At 36.8% G+C, this 25,866-nt stretch carries 21 protein-coding genes and 1 tRNA gene; 2 read left to right on the top strand and 20 right to left on the bottom strand.

The genetic code is table 11. The features are described from left to right. Positions 1-333: 333 nt before the first annotated feature. From FC88_RS06895 to FC88_RS06870, 6 genes are all read right to left on the bottom strand, one after another. A complete protein-coding gene (locus tag FC88_RS06895) occupies positions 334-2,400 on the bottom strand; it encodes an LTA synthase family protein (RefSeq protein WP_057814142.1) in 2,067 nt (688 codons plus the stop codon). Beyond that, positions 2,400-3,443, bottom strand: a complete 1,044-nt coding sequence (locus FC88_RS06890; protein ID WP_057814140.1) for a lysylphosphatidylglycerol synthase transmembrane domain-containing protein — start codon at positions 3,441-3,443, stop codon at positions 2,400-2,402. The genes FC88_RS06895 and FC88_RS06890 overlap by 1 nt, the downstream gene beginning before the upstream one ends. Continuing rightward, the gene (locus FC88_RS06885; protein WP_057814139.1) at positions 3,443-4,477 is read right to left on the bottom strand and encodes a glycosyltransferase family 4 protein; all 1,035 of its coding nucleotides are present in this window, start codon (positions 4,475-4,477) and stop codon (positions 3,443-3,445) included. Before FC88_RS06885 ends, FC88_RS06890 begins: the two co-directional genes overlap by 1 nt. Beyond that, complete coding sequence (locus tag FC88_RS06880) at positions 4,470-5,669, bottom strand: glycosyltransferase family 4 protein (protein WP_057814132.1); 1,200 nt, start codon at positions 5,667-5,669, stop codon at positions 4,470-4,472. The genes FC88_RS06885 and FC88_RS06880 overlap by 8 nt, the downstream gene beginning before the upstream one ends. 78 nt (positions 5,670-5,747) lie before the next feature. Then, complete coding sequence (locus FC88_RS06875; protein ID WP_057814127.1) at positions 5,748-6,242, bottom strand: QueT transporter family protein; 495 nt, start codon at positions 6,240-6,242, stop codon at positions 5,748-5,750. 128 nt (positions 6,243-6,370) lie between these two features. Then, complete coding sequence (locus FC88_RS06870) at positions 6,371-7,015, bottom strand: deoxynucleoside kinase (RefSeq protein WP_057814156.1); 645 nt, start codon at positions 7,013-7,015, stop codon at positions 6,371-6,373. Between the two features lie 262 nt (positions 7,016-7,277). Between FC88_RS06870 and FC88_RS06865 the strand changes: the two genes are divergently transcribed. Beyond that, positions 7,278-9,458 (top strand): LPXTG cell wall anchor domain-containing protein, encoded by a 2,181-nt coding sequence (locus FC88_RS06865; protein ID WP_057814125.1) that lies wholly within the window; start codon positions 7,278-7,280, stop codon positions 9,456-9,458. 52 nt (positions 9,459-9,510) lie between these two features. Here the strand turns inward: FC88_RS06865 and FC88_RS06860 are convergent, their stop codons facing one another. From FC88_RS06860 to FC88_RS06800, 13 genes are all read right to left on the bottom strand, one after another. After that, on the bottom strand, positions 9,511-11,325 hold the full coding sequence (locus FC88_RS06860) for a DUF2207 domain-containing protein (protein WP_057814116.1): 1,815 nt from the start codon (positions 11,323-11,325) through the stop codon (positions 9,511-9,513). Positions 11,326-11,364: 39 nt separating this feature from the next. Continuing rightward, positions 11,365-12,321: a S66 family peptidase gene (locus tag FC88_RS06855; protein ID WP_057814107.1), complete on the bottom strand. Its 957-nt coding sequence runs from the start codon at positions 12,319-12,321 to the stop codon at positions 11,365-11,367. 67 nt (positions 12,322-12,388) lie between these two features. Further along, entirely contained in the window at positions 12,389-12,862 is a 474-nt protein-coding gene (gene smpB / locus FC88_RS06850) for an SsrA-binding protein SmpB (RefSeq protein WP_057814153.1), read from the bottom strand. 2 nt (positions 12,863-12,864) lie between these two features. Further along, entirely contained in the window at positions 12,865-15,222 is a 2,358-nt protein-coding gene (gene rnr / locus FC88_RS06845) for a ribonuclease R (RefSeq protein ID WP_057814099.1), read from the bottom strand. 8 nt (positions 15,223-15,230) lie between these two features. Further along, positions 15,231-15,968 (bottom strand): alpha/beta hydrolase, encoded by a 738-nt coding sequence (locus FC88_RS06840; RefSeq protein WP_057814098.1) that lies wholly within the window; start codon positions 15,966-15,968, stop codon positions 15,231-15,233. Between the two features lie 55 nt (positions 15,969-16,023). Further along, entirely contained in the window at positions 16,024-16,260 is a 237-nt protein-coding gene (secG, locus tag FC88_RS06835) for a preprotein translocase subunit SecG (RefSeq protein WP_010020475.1), read from the bottom strand. Positions 16,261-16,333: 73 nt separating this feature from the next. Beyond that, a complete protein-coding gene (locus FC88_RS06830; protein WP_057814096.1) occupies positions 16,334-17,875 on the bottom strand; it encodes a ClC family H(+)/Cl(-) exchange transporter in 1,542 nt (513 codons plus the stop codon). Between the two features lie 9 nt (positions 17,876-17,884). Continuing rightward, a complete protein-coding gene (locus FC88_RS06825; protein ID WP_057814090.1) occupies positions 17,885-18,949 on the bottom strand; it encodes an oxidoreductase in 1,065 nt (354 codons plus the stop codon). Positions 18,950-19,029: 80 nt separating this feature from the next. Continuing rightward, positions 19,030-20,331: a phosphopyruvate hydratase gene (gene eno / locus FC88_RS06820; RefSeq protein WP_057814088.1), complete on the bottom strand. Its 1,302-nt coding sequence runs from the start codon at positions 20,329-20,331 to the stop codon at positions 19,030-19,032. A gap of 83 nt (positions 20,332-20,414) precedes the next feature. After that, positions 20,415-21,167, bottom strand: coding sequence for a triose-phosphate isomerase (tpiA, locus tag FC88_RS06815; protein WP_057814086.1), 753 nt, complete (start codon positions 21,165-21,167; stop codon positions 20,415-20,417). A gap of 27 nt (positions 21,168-21,194) precedes the next feature. After that, positions 21,195-22,409 (bottom strand): phosphoglycerate kinase, encoded by a 1,215-nt coding sequence (locus tag FC88_RS06810; RefSeq protein WP_057814085.1) that lies wholly within the window; start codon positions 22,407-22,409, stop codon positions 21,195-21,197. Positions 22,410-22,517: 108 nt separating this feature from the next. After that, entirely contained in the window at positions 22,518-23,546 is a 1,029-nt protein-coding gene (gene gap / locus FC88_RS06805; RefSeq protein ID WP_057814084.1) for a type I glyceraldehyde-3-phosphate dehydrogenase, read from the bottom strand. Between the two features lie 34 nt (positions 23,547-23,580). Next, positions 23,581-24,627 (bottom strand): sugar-binding transcriptional regulator, encoded by a 1,047-nt coding sequence (locus tag FC88_RS06800; RefSeq protein ID WP_057814083.1) that lies wholly within the window; start codon positions 24,625-24,627, stop codon positions 23,581-23,583. A 222-nt stretch (positions 24,628-24,849) separates the two neighbouring features. Between FC88_RS06800 and FC88_RS06795 the strand changes: the two genes are divergently transcribed. Beyond that, a tRNA-Arg gene (locus tag FC88_RS06795) sits at positions 24,850-24,921 on the top strand. Positions 24,922-25,047: 126 nt separating this feature from the next. On the opposite strand, the gene FC88_RS06790 is transcribed toward FC88_RS06795, so the two are convergent. Continuing rightward, positions 25,048-25,833: an alpha/beta fold hydrolase gene (locus FC88_RS06790; protein ID WP_057814081.1), complete on the bottom strand. Its 786-nt coding sequence runs from the start codon at positions 25,831-25,833 to the stop codon at positions 25,048-25,050. Between the last annotated feature and the right edge of the window lie 33 nt (positions 25,834-25,866).

The raw sequence follows: 25,866 nt of genomic DNA, 5'->3' as shown, positions 1-25,866 counted from the left end.
AATCATCAAGCAAATAATGATTTGTTAGGTGATGTCTAACAGACAACTTAATTATCTTATCGAAGATGTAAGAACAAGTCAAGCACTTTTTTTAAATAATTTATGACGTCTTGGAAAGCTGTAAGGCTTGAATCCGTTGACGCCGTTGCTCTGTCGCAACAACAAGATATATATTACCAATTAGAATAGAGGTGCGCAACCCTTTTTCACAAAAAAGTTGAATTTTTTTGTGAAATAAATCATATCTTAGTTCATTACTTCGTTTATATCCTTTTACTTCGTCATTAAAGCAAACAAAAAAAGCATCAGAGACAATATCTCCAATGCTTTAAACTATTTGTTTGAGCTCAATTCAGGCGCATCTGTTTGATACAAGTCTACCATCGACTTATTGTCGTTTTGTGCTAATAAACTAGTTCCCTTCTTAGTACGTGCCTTCTTGAGTTGTTTCAAAGCTTTACTCTTCTTATATGAATAGTCTTTAGTATTAACTTTCTTAAATCCTGGCAATTTATGGAATCTCAAAAGATCTCCATTGATAACACGATCTGACAACGACAACTCGGTCGTTACTTTATTCGATAACTTAGCCTTTTCAGCAGCAGATATCTTCTTATCTACTTTACCCGTCTTAGTATTGTAGTAAGTACTACCGACCTTAGTTACCTCAGGCGTGACAAAATCACCATTTCTAAACGCTACTACTTGCGAGTGCTCACTTGATAATAAATCACTACCAAATTGAATCATATTCTTATTACTGATTCCTAGTAAGTTCAACAATGTTGGCAAGACATCAATTTCACCACCATAAGTATGGTTAATGCCGCCCTTCAAACCATCCATATGGATCATGAACGGTACACGTTGATATTGGGCATCATTAAAGTCGTTGAAGCCTTTGATCCCAGTCAATTTGGCCATGGCCTTATTATGGTTATTAGAAATACCGTAGTGATCCCCATATAAAACAACCATGCTATTCTTATCCAAGCCAGTTTCTTGTAACCAGTTCATGAATTCACCAATTGCCTGATCCAAGTAACGCGCTGTTTGTACATAGCCATCAACGGTACTATCACCAGTATCAGTCTTAGAAATAGTTTGGTTCTTCTTATCCAATGTATAAGGATAGTGGTTCGTAACAGTAATCAATTTAGCATAGAAAGGTTGTGGCAACTGTTCAATATATTGAGCAGAATCTTTCAAGAAAATCTTGTCCTTCATACCATAACCGATATTGTAGCTCTTCTTTTCCTTATAGTAATTTGAACTAAAGAAGTAGTCGTATCCCCATGATTTATAAGCATTATCACGGTTCCAGAAACTAGGAACATCCCCGTGGAACGAAGCACTAGTATAGCCAGCCTCTTGATCTAGAATAGCAGGAGCTGCTTGGAAAGTATTCGTTGTACCATCAGTAACCATAGCTGAACCTTCTGGCAATCCAAAAAGTGAGTTTTCCAACATCATTTCAGCATCGGCAGTTTTACCTTGTCCAACTTGGTTAAAGAAATTATCAAAGCTAAGTGTATCATCTTCATGATAAATCTTATTCAAGTTAGGAGTTACTTCCTCACCATCCCACTTAAAGTCGATCATGAATTGTTGCAAACTCTCCAAATGAATAATAAAGACATTTTTACCTTTAGCGACACCAGTATATTCGACATTAGGTTGAACGTAATTATTCTTCATATATTTTTCAATCGAGTCAATATCTGAACTCTTAGCTTGAGATTTAACCGCATTCGTCTTAGTAGTCTTGACCATATCGTAAACATTGAAAACATTTAGTCCTAAATATTTAACGATGTAGTTATTATCAAAAGTTCTTGTCAAAAGTTGTGGACGATCACTTTCAGCTAAAGTTAAGTTAGCTCCAAATAGCAAGACAGCTAAAGAACTAACCAACACTGGAATTCTCCAATTTAGTTTTCTAATATCAACCTTAATAACGTGAAAGGCTAACAATAATATCAGAATAATAATATCAGTGAAGACTAAAAAGTCTGTTGGCTTCAAAATACCTAAAATACTTTTACCAAGGTTATTTGAAACTGAACCTGAACCTTTGATAAGTACCATAGTTAAAAAGTCAGAGAATTCTCGGTAATACAAAATATTCGAGAATAGCCAGACTGTATCCAAGAAATCAACAATCAGTAGAAAAATATATGATTTTCTACCCTTCATGTACAGTGAGATACCAAACAATAACAGCATTACTGGTATTGGATTGATGATCATCAAGAATGTTTGAATCGATCCCTTAACACCCAGATTAAACTTAGTTTCATAAGCATAAATGGTTTTAAGAGTATATAAAAATACAGCCAGGATCACAAAACCCAGCCTAGTATTTAAAAAATTAGAAATACTTTTAGTAATACGCTTCATTATTTTCGCTCCATAGATTTATTAGCAACTTGTTGTTCAATTTTCGGTTTTTTCGAAACAGCAATAATCCCTAAGAACATCCCCAAATAATACGTAATAAATCTCCATAAAAACATACCCAAAACAAGACCTGAAGGAGAAGGTATAAATCCAGCAAACAAAGTCTTGAAACTGAATTCTGCCCCACCTGATCCACCAGGGATTGGGAAGATTGAGACAATCATTACGATCATGATATGCATGACTAAAACGTCAACGACATTTACATGGTCGCAATTCAATGCTAGTAAAACAAAGTAAACTACGAAGTAATACAAGAATAACTGCAAGATTGTCAGTAAGGAAGCCTTTATAACTTTTTTCTTCTCACGCTTCAAAACTAAACTCTCTTTGTAGAAACTATCGATACTACTCATAGCTGACTGTAAAATTCTATCACGCTTTTTCTCTTTAAGAAAAAATAAAACCGGTTTCAACACGATTTGCACCATCTTCTTGGTGAAATCATAATAATACATGATCATCAACAAAAAAGAAATCGTTGTAACGTGGATCACCATTCCAAATACTATTAACGTAGCAAGACCTGAAAAATGCTGTGCCACACTTTTGAAACTAACTAACATTGCAATAATGAAATTAACTAACACCATCGCTTGATAGATGACAAATTTCATCAATAACACTGAACTAGCACGTCCACCATCAATTTTTGATTGCATCAAACCAACTAATTGAGCTGGCTGACCACCAGAAGAAAATGGTGTGATTGCATTGAACAAAGCTTGAATCAGAGGTATGCGATACATTTCCCACCAACTAAACTTCCGATCTTCTTTTTTCTTAAGTAAGGTATGTAACACCATTGCTTCAACGCCATACGATAACAAAATTGATAAGAATGCCACCGCTAGCCAGAAATAATTTAACCCTTTAAAGGTCGAAACTAAAGAATTGAAATCGATATCTTTGGCTTCCCACCAAAAAATACCTATTCCCAATCCTAGCATTACAAATAATGCTGCTATGTGTTTTCTATTCATTATTTACCCTGTTTAGCAATTTTATATTGACTCGTATAGAAATCATACCAGATTTTACTCAAATTATCTTCTGAGTACTGTTTGGCAGCTTCTTTAGATTTTTTCTTAAAACCATCCAAGATAGAACGATCCTGGTTAGCCTTGTTAATAAAAGCATTCATATCAGAAAAATCATCAGCTTTTTGATAGTAACCATCAATAATAGCCCGGTACAATTCCAAATCTCTTAATAAGACTGGTGCACCACAACTGAATGCTTCTAAAACTGACATTGGAAACAGTTCATCATACGAAGGCAATAAAAATAAATCACAAATATTATAATAATTTACTAAGTCATTTCTATCAACTATTCCTGTAAATTTCATATTGGCAGGAGCGTTGTCAATCATGTCCTTATAGCGATCATACCCATCAGTGATCTTGCCAAAAGAAAAACCACCAGCCCAAATAAATTCAATGTCTGGATTAGTTTGCGCTAATTTATAAAAATCATCAATTCCTTTGCGCTCTTGGACTTGACCATCCCCAAAGACGACAAATTTATCTTCTGGGATACCAATTTTCTTTCTAAATTCAGCTTTTTCTTCAGCTGTTTTTTCATAGAAATTATCAGTTGAAACAAAATTAGGAATGTACTTGATCTTGTCACGATCCAAACCATGAGCAACCAATTTATCAATAAAAGTTGGATTAACTACCACGATTTGGTCCATTCGCTTGTAAAAACTGATGACATATTTATAAAAAATACTGCGTGCGGGCTTAGGTAATTTGATGCTGCCTTCTAAAGTTTCGGGCAAGAAATGTACGTAGCCAATTTTACGTCCACGCTTTTTTGAAAAAGTTGATGCATAAAATTGAGGGTCAATCGTATGATAATGACTCAAATCACTCTTTGAATAATCATTGATTTTGACCTCAAATTCATCACTAAAGTGTTCCTTTAACAAGTTGATCAATTCTTTATAAGCACTGCCAACTCCTTGTCCGGCAACTTTATCAGCTGATGAAAACATATTAATTTTAATCATTAGAATACTCCTCTGGATCGATTGATGAATCTGAAAGCTTCTCTCTTACGAAGTAGTCCTCGGAACGATGGTAAAAGTCTAGAATTGAATTACCAAATCCATCCGATGAGATGCCGTATAGAACTTTTTTACGGGCATCACGATCATCAAAAGAATTAGGATGTTCCAAATAAGTTTTGATTTTTGGTACTAACTGGTCATCTTCACTAAAAGTAACCCCAACGGAAGGATCAGTCAAAAGAGCATCTGTATAAGGTGCACTTCTTACGACAATCTTTGTCCCGGAAGCAATTGCTTCAATATACGTCAAACCTTGTGATTCGGTATCACTTGAGGAAACAAATAGATTAGCCATATGATAATAAGGCGAAATTTTGTCGTGCTCAACTTCACCCGTAAAAATAACATTATCACTGATTCCTAAATCCTGACTCATTTGAACTAATTCATCCATATCAGGACCATCGCCCACGATAACTAACATAATCTTAGGATTATACTTCAATAACTCTGGCATCGATTTTAACATATGGTCAATCTTCTTTTCCAAAGCAATTCGACTCAGCATTAAAATTACTGGTGTATCTTCAGAAATCCCTAACTCTTCACGAACGGCTGAAGCATTGACTGGCTTAGTATACTCTGACAAATCGACACCAGTTGGAATAATTGAGACTGGTGCTTTAATACCATAACGATCCATCGTTTCTTTAACTTGCTTACTAGGAGCAACTACTCCTGAAGCATTCTTTAAAAATAAACGTGTCATCTGCTTAACATGATATGGCTTCAACAAATGTCCGTTCAATACATAATGTAAGTAGTCTTCATACATTGTGTGATATGTGTGAACAAATGGAATTTTGAGTTGCTTTGCAACAAATTTACCCATCATACCTAACGAGAATTCAGTTTGCGTGTGAATGATATCTAATTTTAATTCTTTAGCTAAATCGACAGCATGAAACATCCCACGAATAGCGATTCTTCTATCAGTAAAAGAAATAAACGGAACACTGGCTAAACGGAAAATGTTTGGCTCAATCGTGTTCTTAGGAACATTAGGATCAGTCGTTGTAAAAATATAAACTGAATGACCTTTACGCTCCAAATCACTCTTCAAGGTTTGGATCGATGTAGCTACCCCACTGACTTGAGGGAAGTATGTATCGGTAAAAATTCCGATATTCATATAAACACATCTCCTCACAATACTTTATAAAGTAGATTATAACAAAAAAATGGAGGAATCACTTCCCCCACCTACGTCTTACCTTATTAATTTACTGAAACTTTGATTCTGCATCAAGAAATAGAATACTACTGTACCGATTGCCACAACGACCAACTCACCCAAGCCGACTGTGACAAAATTAAGCCAAAATGGCAACTTCAAAATAAAATGAAGTTCTGCTCCAACAATAATTCCATTGACCACGGCACAAACAACTGGAACCGCCCATAAAAATTTGTTATCAGCAGGAATTCTAGTAATAATTAGACAAGCAATAGCAGTTGCCAAAGTCCCTAAGATCAAATCAGCTACTCCTAATGAAGCACTGAAAATATTAGAAACAAAACATCCCACGATCAACGACCAACTATACTTATGATTAAAAAATGGCAATAACATCAAAATTTCGGAAACACGGAATTGAATTTGACCATAAGAAAATGCTGAAATTCCTGGAGCAATCGTCACAGCTACGTACAAAGCTGCAATCAATGCTAATTGTGTAATATCTCTTGTTTTTAAATTACTCAAAGTAAAACCTCCACTGTTTTAATTTCATAGCAGGTTACCAGTGCAAACTGCCTTTAATAGGGTATCTTATTTTACGCATACTAGCAAGCAACAAAAAAGCCCAAGAATTATCCTAGGCTTTTAATTAACTAGTCTAAAGTACCACGAACACGCAATTGTTCATCGATCAATTCAAGAACCTTCTTACGATCTTCAGGATTTTCAACGAAGTCATACTTGTCGCCGTCAATCTTCATCTTAGGACTGTAATCATACTCATCATACCAACCATCATAACGTGAAAGTAAGTTATGGTAGTATTCTGGCAAAGTTGGATCTTGTTCTGGTTGTTCATATGAACGGCCACGCTTTTCGATACGGTGGATCATTGTGTCATATGAAATATCCAAGTGCACTAGCAAATCTGGAGCCTTTTTAGCAGCAGCGTATGGTAGTTCTTGCATCATATTAGCTAACAATTCATCATAAACTTTTACTTCTTGTGGTGTAGCACGTCCCATATCAGCATTCATATGGAAGAAAAGTGAATCTTCATAGATTGAACGGTCCAAAACGTTGTTATCTTGTACCATAGCTTTCTTGATTGATTCAAAACGTTTGTTTAAGAAGTAGATTTGCAATAAGAAAGCATACTTCTTAGGGTCTTTATAAAATAGTGGCAAAACTGGGTTATTATCAACTTGTTCATAGAAAGCCTCTGTTCCTAAATGTTCTGATAACACCGTAGCCAATGAACTCTTACCGGCTCCAATTGCGCCGCTCAATACGATCATCATTATTATCCTCCAATAAGTGAATTAAATTTATCTATTAGTTTCTTAAAAAACAACATTCACTATAATATCACTTATATTCTAGATATTGTATAGATTTCTAAAATTTCACAATATATGGTACTGATGAGAGTGGAAAATCTCCCATTCGTCAGGCTTTATAAGCTTAAATTAATTTATTAATAATTTTCTTCACTACCCTGTTTTAAACATATCATTTCTTTTATAATTAATTATGTAATCTATAGAAAGGGGAAAAGAAATGGGGAAAAAATTACGTACTTTTTTAGCAGCATTTGTGGCTGCCTTGGGTCTAGTTATCTTGGTTTTTGCTAGTCATCCTAGCGAAGCTCAGGCGGCTGAATATAAAACCAATGATTTATTGAGCGGAATTTCGATAAAGCAAAAAGATTATGGTACAGCTAGCGATATAAATCTGACTCTTGATTGGGACGCTAAAGATATAGAACTGCATAACAGTGACACTTGGGAAATACAATTTCCAGATACATTAAAAGTTACCCGAAATGGTGAAATTATTCCGTTTTATAATGATGCGGGTACCTTAATTGGTACTGGTGTATTAGATGCAAATTCTAATACTTTAACAGTTACTTTTAATGAACAAATTGAAAATCAAAAAGATTTCAAAGGTTCAATTAGCATCCTGACAGGAATTGGCCCTGGAAAGGGTGCAAATATTGGTAATAATAATGTTGTCATCGGAGACTTTAATGATAATATGACAATTATTTCATCAGATGCTGATTTTTCTAAAAAAGGAGTCATCGGTACTGACGAAAACGGTGATGCCATTATTACTTGGACGATTCTTGCTAATCGCAATAGTGCTGAAATGCCTAATCTAAAAATCATTGAAAACAACATTAATGACGACCAAGCTTTTATCAAAGGTTCAGTTAATGTTTATGAGGCTAGTTGGACATCACCTGGTTACTACAAAAAGGGATATCAATTAAATAGTTCAGAATATACATATGCTGAAGATGGTAATGGTTTTATCATCAATGGTCTTCCCAAAGATAATCAATTTTATGCTGTTACTTTCCAAACAAAAATCAACGATCCTGATAATGCAACAAATGGTCATAAGTTCAAAAATCACGCTGACTTCACTTGGGGTAATGGCTCAAGTACCGGTACAAATATGGCAGCTGCTGACGGTAGTGTAACTGGTAACTCTAATTCTGGTAGTGGTAACGGTAATAATATCTTAGGTTCAGTTGTCTTGACCAAAACTAGTGCCGATGAAAATAATACTTTAATTTCTGGTGCTACTTACAGTCTTTACAGAAAAGATGCTAATGAAGATACTTTAATTCAATCAGATTTAGTAACTGATACAAATGGTCAAATTACAGTTGATAAATTACCTGCTGGTGATTATTACTTTGTTGAAACATCCACTCCAGATGGTTATCAACAAAATCCAAATGAAATTCCATTTACAATCACTGGTCAGACAACAACTGCTGTTCAAGTTGAGACTAAAGATGAACCCGTTGACTCAAAAGAAGGTTCAATCATTATTCAAAAACTCGATGCCGCAACTGGTTATCGTTTAGCAGGTGCTGAATTTGACGTAATCGATGCTAACACTAATGAAGTAATCGGCCATATCACAACTGATCAACTCGGTTATGGTCACATGTACAACATCCCTTATGGAAATTATATTTTAAGAGAAACTAAAGCTCCTGATGGATACATCTTAAATAACAAAGATATTACCTTTACTATTAGTGATGAAACACAGGCCCCAGCTATTATTTCAATCGATAACGAAAAAGAAACTGGTGGCGATGGTAGTTTCAGTGCTTCAATGATCAAATATGACGCTGACTTATTGGATATAGAAAAAGTTGGCGTTGCAGGTGCTGAATATACACTTTATGATGCTGATGGTACTAAATTAGGCGTCTTCCAAACTAATGACGAAGGTGTCATCAAAGTTGATAACTTAAACCCTGGTAGTTATTATTTCGTTGAAACTAAAGCTCCCGATGGCTACGGCATCAACAATGAAAAAATCGAATTTACTATTACTGATAGTGACATTGAATTAGGTACCCTTGAAACTTCCGATCCTAAATTAACTGATGGTAATGAAGGTAACGAAACACCAGGAACCGATGGCAATGGAAATGAAGGCAATACCGAAACTCCTGATACTGACGGTAATGGTGACGGCGACAACAACGGTGGTGTAATTGTTGACCCAGAAAACCCTGGTTCCAACAATAACAACAATGGTAATGAAGGTGGATTAATCACTAACCCAATCAATCCTGGCAATGCCAATAATGGCTCTAACAATTCAAGTAAGCTTCCTCAAACTGGTGAAAAAAATAGTTTGACAGCTACTTTCTTGGGCTTGGTACTCCTATCCGGAATTGTTTACTTCAAACGTCGCAATGTCTAATAAAGCAAAAAAAATAGACTGAGAAATTAATCTCGGTCTATTTTTTTTGGTTCTAAAAGGCTCCACCACCGGAACCTCCACCAAAACCACCTGATGAACCGCCAGAAAAACCACCCGATCCACCGCTGATACTTGATGAGCTTCCAGCAATACCACCACCAGCACTGATTGCTCCAACAAAGGCAGATTCAAAACCATTCTTTGAACCTAAGAGACTAGTTGCTCCGATATAATATGGAACTATCATAGAATCGTTAATTTGCTCGGTAGTGAAGTTTACCTTCAAGGCCTTAATAACTTTATCTGAAACTCCGAAAACGACCGCATAAGGCAAGAATTGCTCCCAGAGAATCAAATCTCCAACTTCTGCCATCTTAATATCGTCGATATCAGAAAGCATCCGCTTGAAAGCCTTTATCTCGTTAACTTCTTGTTCTCCCAAATCGGTATAAGGAGTAATTTTTCTTTTTGCTATCCACAACATGATCCAAGAAAGAATCGCTATCAATACATAAACTATTCCTAAAACTAATAGCTCTTTGCCAAAAATTGCCGCAATGATAAACATCAGAAATAAAATACTTGGAACCACTACTGCTGTTAAACGGAAGTTATCAACGATTCGAATATTTTCCAAGTCGAGATACTTCTCACGCCCTTTAGCAGCATCTTTAGACCAGCTTTCAAATTGCTGTGCGATATCATTTTTAGCCGTATGATATCCTTTCGCCGCAGTCTTGATTTGTTTTAAGGTAACTTTTTTACCATCTCCAATATTTTCAATTAAAAATTTGAAAAACGGATTTGTCGGTGGGACTAAAGCAGTTATTTCATAAGTCTTTTTAACTTTTCTGATAGCCATGCGTCTCTTACCTACTTCATACAACAAATCAGCCGTCAACGATAAACTATCAGCTTTATCACTACGGTCAAGGATCACCTTCGTCATACTAGGCAAAAACTTAGGCTCATCGAAGAAATGATGTAAAGGCGTGGGATGAAAATGTTTATTGCCAGGATGTTTTTTGATACTGACTAAGCGTCCAATAAAGATCCCTGCGACTACTAAGTATCCTAGAGCCATCAAAACAATATAAATCCATTTTTTGCGTTCTCGACTAGCATTAGCATCCAAAACCAATTGCTTTTCATGGTCGAGAACTTTTTGTTTAATTTTTTTATTGACCACTTTAGGATTATCGGCCGTTACTGTTGTTGGAAAGAGTATTTCAGACTCTACAGCTTCCCCTTCAGGAACCGTCTCAATGGTCATTTTGACAGAGCCATCCTTACGATCAACTTTCGTATATCCGTCTAAAGGCCCGTGAGTCCAAGCCTGCAATTTAGGAACGTTATTTTGTGGTAAATTAATTCTTAAAACAACGTTGTGTAAATCTTTTTGCCAACCATCACCGATTATTTTCCAGTTTAGCCGCGCCGTATCAACATAATTAGTAATAGCTCCTAATAGATGATACTTATACGTATAAATTAATCTTTGAGTTGATGCCGGATGATAAACTTTAATATTAACTTTATTTTTCGTTTTATCGACTTTGAAAGTATTCCTTTGTTCTGAATTACTTTGAGTCAGTTGTGTATTCGTATAACCATCATTGATATAAACTTCTGGCGGTGTGATTCCATCGATTCCAGCAATATCTTGGTTATAGTACACTCCCTTAAAGTCACCATCAAATTGATAGGTAATTTTTTGCGTTAAATCGATATCACCATTTTTTTGGATGTCTGCTGTAACGTTGTACTTTTCTATTCGATAATCGCCATCAGCTTTGACCGTTGAAGTCATTATAAACATCAATAATAGGCCAAAAATTAGACTCCAAATACCCCAAATTTTCTTCATCGTATCCCCCAGTAACTTTAATACCTTAATTTTATCATATTAAGATTGCCGATAAGTTACTTGCATCTTAGAAGCATCAAATCTAGCCCAAGCACCTATCGGAGTAGTCATCATAGGGACTGTATGACAAGAATCAAAATCATAAATTATCGGTAATTTACGATTCTCCAATACCTCTAAAAGAATATCTATCGGTTTGCGTCTTGTGTGCAAATCATCAAATAAGGCGTGTTTTCCTAAAATTACTCCCTTTACTTGATCAAAAGTACCAAAGTTTTTTAACATCGAAAAGTTTTTTTCAACAATTGAAGCATCTTTTTCAGCGTCTTCAATAAATAATAAGTCATTTTTAGTATATTTAGGAAAATACTTGGAACCCAAGATTCCAGACATAGTATCAAGGTTTCCACCAACGATTCTTCCTTCTAGTATCGGTTGTTTTATGTAATGCCATTGATTTTGTACCATTTTTTTTGGACGTTGGTAATCTTCCCAATTGATTGCCTCATCAGTCCAAAAACGTGGTGCCGTTAATTCTACTTCCTGGTTGTTTAAAACTTGTTCAAAACTATGCCAGGTATAATCAGTAATTTTTTTAGAATCTCCAAACGAAGCTACTAAAGCCGGACCGTAGAGTATTTTGCAAGCTGGTGCCTGAGTAGAAATTGCCAATAACAAGGCCGTCGTATCTGAATAACCGACAATAGTCTTGGGATGTTTTTGCAAATAATCATAATCAATTTTATCCAAGATAGAATTAGTGACTAATCCGCCAATCGTTGCCATCAAGACATCGATCGTATCATCATGAATCAACTGATTGATCTCATCAGCTCGAGCTTGAATACTACCAGAACGATAAAAGTCATTTTTTTGCGTCAATGAACCTGCTTGTAATTTTATTCCCTTACTAGTTAAAAAATCTTTGGCCCGTTGAAATCTCTTTGGTGAAAGATAAGTAATTGGTGTTGATGATGAAAAAAAGCCTATTTTCATAATAATTCCCCCCTTGATTATTAATTATTCTACTACCCATCATTTAAAAAATATAAAAAAAGAGAAACTAGTACGCATTTTTCATAACACGCCTAATTTCTCTTTCTTGATCACGTTTCTTAATTGTTTCACGTTTATCGTACTGTTTCTTACCTTCGGCGATACCAATCAATACTTTAGCAAAACCATGCTTTAAGTAAACTTTCAAAGGAACTACAGTGATTCCCTTTTCTTGAATGCTTGAACTGATCTTACGAATCTCTTTTTTATGGAGCAATAATTTACGATTACGTAAAGGATCGTGATTAAAGATATTACCTTGATTATAAATGCTAATGTTGACATTTTCTAACCAGAGTTCGCCATTTCGAGCTTGGACGAAGCCATCCTTAATGTTCATCTTGCTGGCACGAACGGATTTGATTTCTGTTCCTGTCAAAGCGATTCCTGCTTCATAAGTTTCTAAAATATTGTAATCATGGCGCGCCTTACGATTATTAGCTACTTCGTTAGCAGCTTTAGTATGATGTTTCTTCAACAGAATCACCGTCTTTCGTATTTACCACGTCTCTTATGGTTTTTGTTTCCATTATTATTACTGTTTCTGTTTCTTCCATTGCCATGACCTTTGTGATCATTGTGACGACCGTGACCGCCACGACCTTTGCCATGTTGCATTGAACGTTTTTTCTTAAATTCAGCTTCACGTTTATCAGCTTGTTCTTGTTCCTCTGGAGTTAATACACGTTCAAAGTCAATTTGTCTGTGTTCAACATCTGCTCTGATCAGTTTAACTTTGATTGGTTGACCAACTTTAAAAATCTTACCCGTTCCACGACCGTGCATTGACATACTCTTTTCGTCAAATTCGTAGAAGTCGTCTTTCATGTTAGAAATGTGAATCAAACCTTCAACAGTATTATCCAATTGAATGAACATTCCAAAACTAGTTACTGAACTGACAACAGCATCAAAAGTATTGCCGACTTGGTCAGCCATATATTCAGTCTTCTTCAAATCATCAACGGCACGTTCAGCATTGATAGAAATTCTTTCACGACTTGAAGTGTGTTCAGCAATTTCTTGAAGCTTGTTGCCCCACTTAGCTTGTTCATCATCAGTAAAGCCATGTTCAGCATAACTGTGAATCATACGGTGAACTGTCAAATCAGGGTAACGTCTGATTGGTGAAGTAAAGTGTGTGTAATACTTAGCAGCCAAACCAAAGTGACCTAGTGGTTCATCAGAATATCTAGCTTGTTGTAAACTTCTCAACAACATGATTGTGACAACTTGTTCTTCAGGAGTTCCGACAACATCAGCTAAAACATTTTGGAACATCTTTGGTGTAATCTCTTTCAAATTACCTTTAACTTGAACACCCATTGCCGCAGCAAATTCAAAGAAGTTCTTGATTTTTTCTTCATCAGGTTTTTCGTGGACACGATATAAGAATGGTACGTGTTTAACATTGTAATGTTCAGCGACTGTTTCGTTAGCAGCTAACATGAATGATTCGATCATCTTTTCAGAAGTTCCACGTTCTCTTAACTTGATATCGATTGGCTTGCCATTTTCATCAACGATGATTTGTGCTTCTGTTTCTTCAAAGTCGATAGCACCACGTTGGTGACGTTTGTTGAAGAGAATTTCGTGAAGCTGCGCCATTTGTTTCAACATTGGTACTAATGGAGCGTATTCTTCATTTAATTCTTCGTCACCCTTCAAAATTTCATTAACGTTGTTATAAGTCATACGATATTTTGATTGGATAACACTAGGGTAAATTTCATGTTTAACAACATTACCTGAATGGTCGATTTCCATTTCACAAGTCAAAGCCAAACGATCTTCACCAGGGTTCAATGAACAGATTCCGTTTGACAATCTAAATGGCAACATTGGAATTACTCGATCAACTAAGTAGGTACTTGTACCACGAGCATAGGCTTCTTCATCTAGTGGAGAACCTTCTTTGACATAATGCGTAACATCGGCGATATCAACTTCTAGATGGAAGTTACCATTTGGCAACATGTCTAAACCAACTGCATCATCAAAGTCTTTTGAGTCATCCCCATCGATTGTGATAACCATATTCTTAGTCAAGTCTTTACGACCAACACGATCTGAGTCTAAAACGTGATCAGGAATACTTTCAGCTTCTTTTAAAACTTCGTTGGGAAATTCTGGATTGATGTCATTGTCGACCACGATGGACATGATATCGACACCAGGGTCATTTTTGTTACCGATGATTTCAAGAGCAGTACCTTCCATACTTTGAGGGTGCTTGTCATTTGGATATTCATCGATAGACACTTGAACCATGTCACCCATTTGTGGATGTAAACCTTTGTCAGAAATGAAAATCATATATGATGCAATTTTCTTTTCATGACTTTGGACATAGCCATAGTGACCAGTTTTTTTAACTTGAGAATCACTATAAGGGTGGAATTCACCGACTGCTTTAGTCAAAGATCTCTCAACAATCTTAGTGATTTCACCTTCTGGTCCCTTGTCGATCCATGGATTAGATGGTTTAGTGATCTTTACTTCAACTGTATCGCCGTTGACCGCGTGGAGTGTGTTGTCTCTGGAAATAAAAGCATCAGGGTCGACTTCATCATATCTAACGAAACCAAATCCCTTGTCATTTCCCTTAAAAGTTCCTTCAACTACAGTTTCTGGCGTAGCCATCTTGAACTCATCTTTGTTGGTCAAAGTAATCTTACTTTCACCTTCTAGGACAGCTAGAGATTTAACAACACGTTTGAAAGCTGAAGCCCCATGCATTCTTAAAATGTCTTCGATCTGTTCTGACTTGTAGCGACGATCGGGGTTGCTTCTAAAAACCTCTAAGATGTCCGCAATTAATTTATTTTCTTTATCTGGCATTTCTATCCTCAATTATTTTCTAAAAAATTTAACACGTCACTCTGTAATTGATTATGAGCGCGGTTGATAGTTAAAACATGCCCTGCATCGTAAAAATGTAGCTGTGATGTTTTAACGTCTTGAGCTACTAATTTAGCAGCTTCTGGATTTACTAATTTATCACTCGTACCTTGACCAATGAAATATGGTCGTTTTATTTCAGCTAACTTTTCAGTCACACCAACGGAAGCTTTTTGAATCGACATTATCTTGCTATCGATTTTTGACCTAACTACTCTTATCTTGGCATCTAATTCCACATCAGTTAAGCCCTGTTGTAAAGAGTACACCTTTTTAGCATATGTCATAAAGGCCGATTTAATGTTCTTGAACTCTTGATTGTATAAAGGCGAGCCGAAAACTCCCCCTGCAATCACATCCGGATTTTCTTCAAGTGCTTGGGTCGCAAAAATTGCACCTAACGACAGTCCAAAAACATAAATCTTTTGCTTTTGCTTCTGCTTTAAAAAATCGATTGAAGTCTGTGTTTGTTGCCACCACTGATCTGGACTACCTTTTTCCAAAATATCTAAAGGTTCATCAGTACCGTGACCAACAAGCATCGGAGCATAGGCCGAAAAATTATTTCTCTGTAAAAATCTTCCTAATAGTCGCATGTCATTGGACGTTCCTGAAAAAGAATGCAACAACAATACCGCCCTAGTTCCACCGTCAAAATAAAATGGTTGTGGTCGTAAAATTTTCATACGTAGCTCCTTATAACAAAAAACCTCCTGAGTAACTTTCAGGAGGATAAATTGCTTAGTGAGATGATAAGTATACTAGTATCAATGAGCAAACAAAGAACAATACTAGTAAAACGTAGGTAACCTTAACCATGAAGGCTTCAAAACCACGTTTCTTCTGGTTGCTGAATAGGTCACCACCACCACCGGACAACGCATTCAAAGCATCTTGTTGCTTAGTAGGTTGCATTAATACGGCAATGATTATCAAAATGGATACTATTATCAACAATGTTTCGATAATGTTATACACCTGTAAAACCTCCGTTCATGGTGTTGAAAGCTGAAATCACTCCTAAAACAATAACATAAAAGTGGTCAAATTTCTAGTGCATACCTTGAATCAAATCTTGCAATTTTTGTGATATTTTTGCTCGTTGACCGGCATTGACCATGAAGACGATTCGATCCCCTGCTTTGATCATTGTATCACCACGAGGAATCAATTGTCTTTCACCACGGTAAACCGCAATCACTAAAATATCTTTTGGAAAAGGAATATCACGAATGTATTTTCCGTCGATCGAACTACCTTCATAAATTGGTACCTCTAATCGATCATTAAACTTGCTGACACGATTCAAATATTCTGAATTGAGGTTTAGACGTTCCTTTAAGGATTCGTAAATAGGCGCACCATTCAACAAATCAACCACAATATAAGCTACTAATGACAAAACAGCCAGTGGCATCAAATGTTTCAATGAGCCGACCATTTCTGTGACTAAAATAATCGCCGTAAATGGTGCTTTACCAATACAAGCAAAGTAACCGGCCATCGCAAAAATAATCAAATTGCTTTCAAAGTAAATTGGCAGCAAACCCAGTTGATTCATAAAGACAGCATAAATTGCACCAATAATAGCTCCCAAATTTAAGATTGGTAAAAAGATTCCACCAGGTAATCCTGACCCGTAAGAAATCAATGAAAAGACAAATCTCAATAACAGTAAGCCCATTAAGAATAGTAAACCGCCTTTAAATTTTTCTAAATTGACGATAACAGAATTACCACCACCGATAAATTGCGTGTACATCATTCCCAAGGGTACGATCAAAATCAGTGGAATAATTCCATGAATATAACGAGGTAAACGTGTTTTAGCAAAGATAGCTGGCATCGATAATGTACCGATTTGGTACAAACGCCCCATCAAACCTAAAATGATACCTAAAATAATCAAATGCCAATAATATTTAACCGGCAAACTAAATTGATAAGGTACTCGTAAAACTGGCTGTAAACCAAAAACATATAACGCCACTAAATTAGCACTCACTGCACTAGCTAAAGAAGTAATCCACACCATTGGTGAAAAGTTGTGATAAACTTCTTCCAAAACAAACATTGCTCCAGCAATTGGTGCACTAAAAGCGGCTGATAATCCGGCTGCAGCACCACTGGCAATAAGGACCCTTTGATTAACGCCTTTATTATCATGTGTTAAATCACCAATACCTTGACCAACGGCCGAACCTAATTGAATTGAAGGACCTTCACGACCTAAGAATAAACCTGGTCCAATACAAAGTATTCCTCCGACAAATTTTCTCCACAAAATTGACCACCAATTTAGATGCATCTCGCCGCCTAATTGAGCTTCAACTTGTGGAATACCTGAACCCGATATATTGGGTTCTTTTTTGACTAAATATCCGACAAACAGTCCGATAATAATCATCAAGCCTAATAACGACAAAACTAATAGAGAATTATTTCGTGCCGTAACATAAAGACCTTGATAAAACTTTAGAGAATGTGCAATCGACCAACGGAACATACTTACGAGAATTCCGGAGATAATTCCAACCAACACACCTTCCAAATTTAGTCTTAATTTCTCATTATCTGTAACAGCTACTTTCATGATTCTCCCCTAAATATCTAATTTTGGCACATTGTAAATTGAAGGTGAAGGTTGATAGAAACCAGCTTCAAGAATCTCCATGTCAGTTAGAATTTCTTCATCACTAACTAAAACTAATCTTGGTTGATGATTGACCAAAGTATCGTAAACGGAATCGTAATACAATCCATAATCACCAAGTGGCGTCTTGATTTGTTTTTCGATCCAATCCCCATTGGCATTTTGATATTTAGCAATTCCGTAATACATTGGACTATCTTCACCAAAACCTGGTGTTCCTGGCATGATACCAGCTTTCAAGTCATTTTCTTGTTGATCAGCACCATATTTGATGAAGGAACCATTCATTCCATGAACGATAAATCTTGGATACTCCTTGGCAACATCAGTACTTACTTTGACCTTGGCCTTCATTTTTGAGCCATAATGTAAGTCTACATCAAAATAGTTGTCGACGGCATCCTCAACTTCAGTATTTCTAATATCATAGACAACTTGATTGGGACGACCAAACAAGGCTACCATTCGATCCATTAAATGGATTCCCAATCCATAAAATTCACCTTGTTCTTTAGTACCAATATTATTGACTGTATGTGGACGATAGTAATCAATGTGTGATTCCACTTCAACGATATCGCCTAAAAATCCTTGATCAATCACCTGTTTAGCAGCTAAATAGTCACCATCGAAACGACGATTTTGATAAGGCATAACTAAAACACCATTATCTTTTCCCAATTGAATCAATTCTTTAGCATGATCCAGAGTATCAACGAATGGTTTTTCAACGATCACCGATTTTTTAACCTTGATAACTTGCTTTGCCAATTGGTAGTGTGTAGCAGCTGGCGTACAAATCGTTACTAAATCAATTTCTGGATCATTTAAAATATCACTCAAATCATTAGTGAAAGTAACGCCCTTTTCACGATAAGGTTTAGCCAACTTTTCATTAGGAGCCTTACGAGTATAGACCGTCTTTACTTCAAAATTATCTCTAATATTCAAATATGGTAGATGATAACGATTAGCCGATTTACCGAAACCGATAAAAGCAATTTTTAATGTCATAGAAATTCTCCTTCAATAGTTGATACTATTATTGTACAAAAAAAACAGCCCGAGGGCTGTTTTAATCAATCAATAAATAACTATTTGTTCAAGTTATAGAAACTCTTGATACCCTTGAATTCAGCTTGGTCGCCAAGTTGATCTTCAATTCTCATCAATTGGTTGTACTTAGCAATACGGTCTGTACGGCTCATTGAACCAGTCTTGATTTGACCTGCGTTTGTAGCAACAACAAGGTCAGCAATTGTTGTATCTTCTGTTTCACCTGAACGGTGTGAAACAACAGCTGTGAAGCCTGCTTCTTTAGCCATTTCGATAGCTTCGAATGTTTCTGTAAGTGTACCGATTTGGTTAAGCTTGATAAGGATTGAGTTTGAAACTCCCATTTCAATACCCTTCTTCAAGTAGTCTGTGTTTGTAACGAACAAGTCATCACCAACAAGTTGTACTTTCTTACCAAGTTTAGCAGTAATTTTTTGCCAGTCTTCCCATTCGTTTTCGTCGATAGGATCTTCGATTGTAACAACTGGGTACTTTTCAACAATTCCATCAAGAAGGTCGATTAATTCGTCAGCTGTTAGGCTAGCACCGTTTTCGCCTTCACCTTTAAGATTGTATTTCTTTGTTTCTGAGTCATAGAATTCTGATGAAGCACAGTCAAAACCAATAGCAACATCTTCACCAGGCTTGTAACCTGCTTTTTCAATAGCTTCAACCAAAATCTTGAAAGGAGCTTCGTTGTTTTCAAGGTCAGGAGCGAAACCACCTTCATCACCAACAGCTGTATTCAAGCCACGGCTTTCAAGAACAGCTTTTAGTGAATGGAATGTTTCTGCACCCATACGTACAGCTTCACGCATTGATTTTGCACCAACAGGCAAGATCATGAATTCTTGGAAGTCAACGTTGTTGTCAGCATGCTTACCACCATTGATAACGTTCATCATAGGTGTTGGCAATACATGACCATTAGGACCACCAAGATATTCGTACAATGGAAGACCTAATTCGTCAGCAGCAGCACGAGCAGCAGCAAGTGAAACACCAAGAATAGCGTTAGCACCCAAAGTACCCTTGTTTGGTGTACCGTCAAGATCGATCATAGCTTGGTCAATAGCACGTTGGTCAGTAACGTCCATGCCGATAACCTTCTTAGCAATCTTGTCATTTACGTTAGCAACGGCTTTAAGAACACCTTTACCACCAAAACGTGATTTGTCGCCATCACGCAATTCAACAGCTTCGTGTTCACCAGTTGAAGCACCTGAAGGAACAAGTGCGCGGCCAAAGCCACCTAGTTCAGTATATAGTTCAACTTCAACAGTTGGGTTACCACGTGAATCAAGAACTTCACGGCCTAAAATATCAGTAATTACAGACATATTTTAAAATCTCCTTTATGGTTTTAGTACAGATTAATTTTAACCTTTTTTGCAACTAAAATAAATAACTTAATGAAAGTAAATTATTTATTGAAGTTTGCCAAAGCAATATATGATTCTGGATCCATTGATGCACCACCAACAAGTCCACCATCAATATCTTCTTTAGCCATCAATTCTTTAACGTTAGCAGGTTTAACTGAACCACCGTAAAGAATACGTACTTTATCAGCTGTATCGTTATCGTACAAGCTAGCAATCTTTTCACGGATTACGTGAACCATTTCTTGTGCTTGATCAGCAGTAGCAGTCTTACCAGTACCGATAGCCCAGATTGGTTCGTAAGCGATAACTGATTTAGCTAAGTCATCAGCAGAAATGCCTTTAACAGCATTTTCGATTTGACCTGTTACCCAGTCTTCTGCCTTGCCGGCTTCACGTTGTTCTAGTGTTTCACCACAGCAGATGATAGGTAGCATGTTGTTCTTCAAGATAGCCTTAGCTTTCTTGTTGATATCTTCGTCAGTTTCCTTGAAGTATTGTCTTCTTTCTGAGTGACCGATGATTACATAATCAACGCCCATTTCATCAAGCGCCTTAGGTGAAGTTTCACCAGTAAATGCACCAGCATCTTCAAAGTATGAGTTTTCAGCAGCAGTCTTCAATGGTGTACCTTCTGCACCTGCAACAAGTGTTGTAAGGTCAATAGCTGGAGCACCGATGATTATTTCTACGCCAGATTCTGGCAACTTGCCTTTGATACCGTCTAAAAATTCTTGGGTTTCTTTAGGATTTTTGTTCATCTTCCAGTTACCCGCAATAATAGGTGTACGCATAAAATTAATTCTCCTCATGAAAAATAATTATTTATCTGAAATTGAATCGATACCAGGTAATACTTTACCTTCTAGGTATTCTAGTGAAGCTCCACCACCAGTTGAGATGTGTGTTAGCTTGTCAGCAATACCAAGACTCTTAGCAGCAGCAGTTGAGTCACCACCACCAACGATAGTAATAGCATCTGACAAGTTACCCATAGCACGTCCAACTTCTAGTGTACCTTCAGCAAACTTGCTCATTTCGAATGCACCCATTGGTCCGTTCCATACAACAGTCTTTGCACCCTTTAGAGTGTCTTGGAATAACTTAACTGTCTTAGGTCCGATATCAAGAGCCATTTCGTCATCAGGAATGTCAACGCCATCAGTTGTTGTAGCTTCAGCGTCATTTGAGAATTCTTTAGCAACGATGTGGTCTACAGGAAGAACAATCTTGTCACCAGCTTTTTGAAGGAGGTCTTTAGCTAGTTCAACTTTGTCTTCTTCGAATAGTGACTTACCAATCTTGTGGCCTTGAGCAGCTAAGAATGTATAAGCCATACCACCACCGATTAAGATGTGGTCTGATTTTGGAATTAAGTTTTCAATAACACCGATCTTATCTGAAACCTTAGCACCACCAAGGATTGTTACGAATGGGTGTACAGGATTGTCAACAGCGTTACCTAAGAACTTGATTTCCTTTTCCATTAAGAAACCAGCAGCAACGAGTTTACCAGCAGCCTTCATAGCTGTTGAGATACCAACGTTTGAAGCATGTTTTCTGTGGGCTGTACCGAAAGCATCGTTGATAAATACGTCACCAAGTGATGCCCAGTATTCGCCAAGTTTAGGATCGTTCTTGCTTTCACGTTTACCGAAATCGTTGTCGATATCTTGGAAACGTGTGTTTTCCATAAGTAGAATGTCGCCATCATTTAGTTCGTTGATAGCATCTTCAAGTTCTTTACCTTCGTTAACAGGTACGAACTTAACTTTCAAACCACTTAATTCTTCAAGTTTAGCAGCAACTGGCTTCAATGATAAAGCTTTCTTGTCTTCGTCACTCTTAATACGACCCAAGTGAGATAGCAAGATAACCTTTCCACCATGTTCTGAAACATATTTGATTGTTGGGATAGCACCAACGATACGGTTAGTATCGCCGACAACACCATCTTTGATAGGAACGTTGAAATCAACACGCATCAAGACTTTTTTGTCTTTTACGTCAACGTCAGAAACAATAAGTTTTGCCATTATAAATCCTCCGATATTTTCCTTAAAAAAAGGCGGAAGGAGTTATCCTCCCTCCGCCAATTTAAAACACTAAATTAGGTTTTTTGATTACTATTTTAGATTAATGAATTAGTCTAATGTAGCAAATTTTTCAAGTGTACGAACCATTTGTGCAGTGAATCCTGATTCGTTATCGTACCAAGCAACAGTCTTTACAACTTGGCTATCACCTGAACCAACGATTTGTGTTTGTGTTGGGTCAAAGATTGAACCAAATGATGTACCGATAACATCTGATGAAACGATTTCGTCATCATTGTAACCGAATGAAGGGTTGTTGTCTGTGTACTTCTTGATTGCATCGTTAACTTGGTCAACTGTAACTTCTTTGTCAAGAGTTGCAACTAATTCAGTAACTGAACCTGTGATAACTGGAACACGTTGTGCATGTCCATCAAGCTTACCCTTCAAATCAGGAACAACTAGACCTAGGGCCTTAGCAGCACCAGTTGAGTGAGGGATGATGTTTGCAGCAGCAGCACGTGCAGCACGAACATTACCTTTACGTTCTGGACCATCTTGAAGTTTTTGTGTAGCTGTGTAAGCATGGATTGTTGTCATTGTACCAGCTTTAATACCGAATTCTTTGTTTACGGCATTTGCTAGAGGTGCAAGACAGTTTGTTGTACATGAACCAGCTGAAGCAATCTTAACGTCGTTTGTTAGGATGTCATCGTTAACACCATAAACAACTGTAGGCATGTCACCTGATGGAGCTGAGATCAATACACGTTTTGCACCGGCATCCAAGTGAGCTTGGGCCTTGTCTGCTGATGTGTAGAAACCAGTACATTCAAGAACGATGTCAACACCGTCGTTTGCAACCCATTTAAGGTCTGCAGCGTTCATTTCAGCATATACAGGGATCTTCTTACCGTCAACAACGATAGCATTGTCAGCAGCTTCAATCTTGTCGATTTCGAAGTTACCATGAGCAGTATCATACTTCAATAGGTGAGCAAGCATAGCAGGTGAAGTTAAATCGTTAATAGCAACAACTTCCAAATCTGTCTTGCCAGCTGCTTGAAGTGCAGCGATACGGCGGAATGCCAAACGACCGATACGGCCAAATCCATTAATACCAACTTTTGTAGTCATACAAAAATTCCTCCTTCAGGAAATCAAAAAAATATTATTTTAAAGGGTTATCCCTTAAAATCAACTTTGAGGCACCCTCATCAGTAATCAGTATAGTATGATGAGGTGCGTTTTTCATATATGATTGAATTGCTTTAGCCTTACTTTGACCTCCAGCAATCGCAATCACATACTTTATTTTATCAAGGTCCCGGACATGAAGTCCAATCCTAGGTACCTTATATACAAGTTTACCACTTTGATCGAAGAAATCTCCAAATGCTTCTGAAACTGCATCACCTTTATCGATGATTTTTTGTTCCTTATCTGAAAGATTTCGACGATCTGCCATAACACTTGCAGTTCCGATGCTGTGAATAACAACATCACTTCTATATATTAGTTCAAGAACCGACTTAATTGAAGTCTCTTTTTGCAAAGATTCAAAACTTTTTTCGCTAATGTCTTCTGGAAGATACATTGCCCGGTACTGACCTTGCGTCTTCAAAGCCATCTCTGCACAGACACTATTTGCTTGAATCGTAACTGACTCACCTACTCCACCACGAGCTGGCAAGAAAACCAACTGACGGTTCTTAGATAAATCAGGTGAAAGATTACGAGCAACTTGTGCCAACGTACTACCACCAGTCACAGAAATCATTGACTGACCATTTGGCAATACTGATCCTAAGAGTTGATTAAGTCTTCTACCAAACGAATCGACTACTCGATATTGCTTATCTGCATTACCGGGTAAAACAATACAACGACTAATTCCCAGCTTTTCACTCAAGCGTTTCTCCAAAATAGCTGTACCTTGGTAATCCGCCAAAACATTCGTCAAGCGAACTACTACATCGCTACCCGTATGTGTTAAAGACATTCCAGATTTTGAAGAAACAATCAAGCCTTGCTTTCTTAATAAATCAGTCTCAGTTCTTAATCCACGTTCAGTAATATTAAGATCATCAGCTAATACTCTGCGCCCGACTGGCTCCATTAATGAGATGCTCTGAAGTATTTTAAATCGCTTTTCCAGAGTTTTAATGAAGTCTGGGGCAACTAAATCCAGCAATTCTAAATCTTCATTATTAGTCATTTGATATACTCCATGGGGCAATTAGTGTCCCTGTATGTCTGTTTACGACCCATGTACTCAAAAAATAAAAGCCCGGATGAATCATTCCATCTCTTAAGCACAGTTATTAGTATAAACTCTCTTGTGAAAATATCAAGTGAAATGATTACAAAAAGTACAATTAATAATATTTTTTTTGACGTTTACTTTTTATATAGAGGTGCGATAGAATTAAACAGTAATGCGCCGCTAGTGTAATGGATCGCACACAGGATTCCGGTTCCTGGAATGTGGGTTCGACTCCCACGTGGCGCATTTTTTGTTTCACAAACTTTTGATAAAGAATGTTGAATTATCAACATCTATAAGATTCAACAAGAATATTATTATATAAAAAGAGAGTAATACTTCGTGTTTTATAACGAAATATAGCTCTCTTTTTTAAATTCTACGACTACTAAAAATAAAATGTCTTAACGTTTGATTAAAGACTTCCGGAATCTCAGCCATAATATCGTGGCCGCAGTTATCCAAAGCTATACTAGTTATTTTCTTATTTTGCGCTAAGTAATCTCCAAATCGCCAGTCAAAGTATGGACTCTGCCTGGCAGTCACAACAGTTACCCGTTTATTGCTATTCAATAATGAATTACGCCAGTCTTTTTGGAAATGATCTTCTAACAGAGCTAAATTTTGCTTTCTAGTAAATGGATAGAGACTCCGAACTTTGTTTAATGACAAAGCCACTTGATTATTTAATCCATGTAAAGTTTCATGTATTTTGCTTGACAATGAAATCTTTTCCTTAAAATTATCGGCAGTAAAGTTTTCAAAACCGTATTTCCAATTTGAATCATTCAACATTTTCGGAGATTGATCGATAGCTAAAATTGATTTAACGTTAGAATATTTTTTCAAATAAGCATAACAGACACTTGCTCCCATCGAATGACCAATTAAAATTGGTTCTTGAAGTTGTAAGTATTCAATCAAATTGGCTAAATCATCAGTTAATTGCTCAATCGTCAAGTTTTTTGGGGTACGTTGTGATTTACCATGATTTCGATGATCATAAGTAATTACTCGGCAATTCATCCCTACTAAGTAATTAACTTGAGCCTGCCAAATTTCTTGATATCCACCAAAACCTTCTACTAAAATAACTGGTTGACCGACACCAAAACTTTGAAAATTCAATTTTATTCCATCATCAGTTAAAAATTCCATTGTTCTCTCCTCAAAAAAAGATAGACCAAAACG

The organism is Companilactobacillus futsaii JCM 17355 (genome assembly GCF_001435505.1).
GTDB classification, from domain to species: domain Bacteria; phylum Bacillota; class Bacilli; order Lactobacillales; family Lactobacillaceae; genus Companilactobacillus; species Companilactobacillus futsaii.
The sequence above is the reverse complement of the archived record's forward strand: the minus strand, read 5'-3'. Positions and strand labels throughout refer to the sequence as shown.

What these genes read in the sequence shown, in the direction of transcription:
- FC88_RS06895 (WP_057814142.1), bottom strand. Translation starts at nt 2,400, where the DNA reads ATGAAGCGTATTACTAAAAGTATTTCTAATTTTTTAAATACTAGGCTG.
- FC88_RS06890 (WP_057814140.1), bottom strand. Translation starts at nt 3,443, where the DNA reads ATGAATAGAAAACACATAGCAGCATTATTTGTAATGCTAGGATTGGGA.
- FC88_RS06885 (WP_057814139.1), bottom strand. Translation starts at nt 4,477, where the DNA reads ATGATTAAAATTAATATGTTTTCATCAGCTGATAAAGTTGCCGGACAA.
- FC88_RS06880 (WP_057814132.1), bottom strand. Translation starts at nt 5,669, where the DNA reads ATGAATATCGGAATTTTTACCGATACATACTTCCCTCAAGTCAGTGGG.
- FC88_RS06870 (WP_057814156.1), bottom strand. Translation starts at nt 7,015, where the DNA reads ATGATCGTATTGAGCGGCGCAATTGGAGCCGGTAAGAGTTCATTGGCT.
- FC88_RS06865 (WP_057814125.1), top strand. Translation starts at nt 7,278, where the DNA reads ATGGGGAAAAAATTACGTACTTTTTTAGCAGCATTTGTGGCTGCCTTG.
- FC88_RS06860 (WP_057814116.1), bottom strand. Translation starts at nt 11,325, where the DNA reads ATGAAGAAAATTTGGGGTATTTGGAGTCTAATTTTTGGCCTATTATTG.
- FC88_RS06855 (WP_057814107.1), bottom strand. Translation starts at nt 12,321, where the DNA reads ATGAAAATAGGCTTTTTTTCATCATCAACACCAATTACTTATCTTTCA.
- rnr (WP_057814099.1), bottom strand. Translation starts at nt 15,222, where the DNA reads ATGCCAGATAAAGAAAATAAATTAATTGCGGACATCTTAGAGGTTTTT.
- FC88_RS06840 (WP_057814098.1), bottom strand. Translation starts at nt 15,968, where the DNA reads ATGAAAATTTTACGACCACAACCATTTTATTTTGACGGTGGAACTAGG.
- FC88_RS06830 (WP_057814096.1), bottom strand. Translation starts at nt 17,875, where the DNA reads ATGAAAGTAGCTGTTACAGATAATGAGAAATTAAGACTAAATTTGGAA.
- FC88_RS06825 (WP_057814090.1), bottom strand. Translation starts at nt 18,949, where the DNA reads ATGACATTAAAAATTGCTTTTATCGGTTTCGGTAAATCGGCTAATCGT.
- eno (WP_057814088.1), bottom strand. Translation starts at nt 20,331, where the DNA reads ATGTCTGTAATTACTGATATTTTAGGCCGTGAAGTTCTTGATTCACGT.
- tpiA (WP_057814086.1), bottom strand. Translation starts at nt 21,167, where the DNA reads ATGCGTACACCTATTATTGCGGGTAACTGGAAGATGAACAAAAATCCT.
- FC88_RS06810 (WP_057814085.1), bottom strand. Translation starts at nt 22,409, where the DNA reads ATGGCAAAACTTATTGTTTCTGACGTTGACGTAAAAGACAAAAAAGTC.
- gap (WP_057814084.1), bottom strand. Translation starts at nt 23,546, where the DNA reads ATGACTACAAAAGTTGGTATTAATGGATTTGGCCGTATCGGTCGTTTG.
- FC88_RS06800 (WP_057814083.1), bottom strand. Translation starts at nt 24,627, where the DNA reads ATGACTAATAATGAAGATTTAGAATTGCTGGATTTAGTTGCCCCAGAC.
- FC88_RS06790 (WP_057814081.1), bottom strand. Translation starts at nt 25,833, where the DNA reads ATGGAATTTTTAACTGATGATGGAATAAAATTGAATTTTCAAAGTTTT.